The following is a 2,307-nucleotide window of genomic DNA, read 5'->3' as shown; positions in this document are numbered from 1 at the left end:
ATTGAATCTATAATTTAAGAGCAACCGCAAACGGTGAGCCGAACAGTATTGGGCTTGCCCAACAGTGAAGAGAGTTGACGTGAAATGCGATAAAGCAGTTACTTTTTTTGTGCTGAATCGTATCGAACAGACTGGCGATGCAGGTGGAATTTGTGTCATCATAACAGATCAAAACAAAACATCGGGTGATTGTTTAATGACCTCAATCAGACAAGAGAACTGGGAGAGGCCCCACTGTTTTTCACTGTCGGCGTTGACTTATTTTAACTTTCGCCACTGAAGTGTGGACAGGTCCAGTTCGAATTCCTCCTTGTTGGGGACCAGTTCGGGTTCGCCTTGTTGATTCGTAATTTGGCGTTCTCCTCCCTCAACGTGAATCACATTTCTCGTCGGCTCGTATCTTGCGTGATGGTTATAGAGCCAGTTCGGTAGTTCTCCCGTTGTCTTGACTGCTTCGATTTCCCACGAATTCAGCTTCAAACGATACACGGGGGTTTGGTCGTCTGCTCTCTGTTCCGGATAACCCAGACACCCGATGAGGTAGATCGCGTCGGCAACCAGTGTCGCAGAGTGAAAATCTGTCGGCGGGAAGACCTCTTTCGGGTAGCCATAAATCTGGATGCCCCCCTTGCCATCATGAATCACGACGTCATTGTAAATCAAGAAGTCGGGATCATAATAGTCCTCGTGTTCTCCGCCGATCTGCACGAAACGACCGTCTTTCAGTGGTGTTAAGGAAGAACCAAACCGGTCATAGCACCAGACAGCGCCGTTTTGAAATGCGTCGGTGTCTTTGAAATGTTCACGTGCAATATACGCGTTACAGCCGATGCGGATCATATCTTTCCAGAACGGATTATCCATACGCTCCGGATTACGGGTTCCAAAACGCGGCGATTTATGAGTTTGATAATCCTTAAGCGTCGCCTGGAATTTTTCCTCATCACCCAGCTTCAGGAGTAAACGTTTCATTTCAGGTGACGCCCGGCTCAAATCATCGCCGGCTTCCAGGAATAAATTCAGAATCTCGACATTGGATGCGTCGGCGATGATCGGTTCCATGCCCAGCGCGGCTGCAGAATCCAATGTTTCTTTGATGGATTGCTTCCATTCCTCTTCGGTCATCACTTCCTTGATTTCCTCCGGCATCGTCAAGTCCCCGGCTTCGAACCAGCTCGCATCATATTCGATGGTCTTCAGCGGATATTTGGGATGATAGCCTCGATCGACGCCCCGCTTCAGGAGAAGCCGGACACCATCCGCATACTCCTGATAAACCGCATGGCGAAGGGCTGTCGCGTTACTGTTGTCAGTCTGCTCCGGGTCGGCCCCCTGTTCCAGCAGCAGTTTCAACTTTTCAGAATTTTTCCCTGCAATCGCGACCATCAGCGCGTTTTCACCGTTGTGTCCCGGCGCGTTGATGTCGATACCCGACTTTAACAGTTGCTGCAAATCTTGCAATGAGCCGTCCTTCACAACTTGATGAAAATGGACGATTTCCGGACTCACTTCTTTTTTCGGTTCAGACAAGACGTTTGCCTCCTGCGCTTTGCCACCACACCCCACAAGAACGATTACAAGGAATGACAAGAGCCAACCTGCAATGGTTCGTCGGAAAAAAATTGGTGAATAAAACATGGGAGGCTTCCTGTCAGAACGCGTATTGGCAAGTGTTTCAGGGATTCAGCACGTGTATGATCTTCGTGATTGTACCCGGGGCTGGAAGCCTGCTCTACTCTCGCCTTGGAAAAAGAATCAGAGGAGAACAACCTTCAATGCTACCTGACGCAGCATTTCCATTGATTCCAGCAGAGAGTAGACAGATCAAGATCGTATTCGTCATCAATCTCGCCGTGTGAAACTGTCGGCTTGCCCGACAGTGATGAGAGTTGAGGCACGACGTGATAGAGCTTCGCATCTTTTGGGACACTGACTCGTATCGAATGAACTAAAGCTGCAGGTGGAATCTGTGTTCTCATGACAGATCAAAACAAAACATCGGGTGAATTTTTAGAGGCCGCAATCAGAAGAAATAGCTTGGAGAGGTTGAGCTGTTTTTCACTGTCGGACAAGCCGACAGTGGCACGCGACGACCCCAATATATTTCACTGTTGGCAAGCCAACAGTGCCACCCCGCCGTTGACTATTTTAATGGTTCAATGGGGATTCTCATCTGCATGAAATAAATAACATTTATAACTGCGCAAATTAAGTAAATGAACACTCCGATTTTAGCTGCCTTTAGCATATTGGCCCAACGAGGTTCTTCTTCGAATGAAAACATTGCAGGTAGATTCGATACTTCTT

1 protein-coding gene is annotated in these 2,307 nt (G+C 48.1%); it reads right to left on the bottom strand.

Features of this window, described 5'->3' with window-relative positions; all coding sequences use genetic code 11:
• Nucleotides 1–258: 258 nt before the first annotated feature.
• The gene (locus Q0294_RS17225; protein WP_299467935.1) at nt 259–1,530 is read right to left on the bottom strand and encodes an ankyrin repeat domain-containing protein; all 1,272 of its coding nucleotides are present in this window, start codon (nt 1,528–1,530) and stop codon (nt 259–261) included.
• Nucleotides 1,531–2,307: the final 777 nt, after the last annotated feature.

It is taken from the genome of uncultured Gimesia sp. (genome assembly GCF_937919775.1).
GTDB lineage: Bacteria > Planctomycetota > Planctomycetia > Planctomycetales > Planctomycetaceae > Gimesia.
The sequence above is the reverse complement of the archived record's forward strand: the minus strand, read 5'-3'. Positions and strand labels throughout refer to the sequence as shown.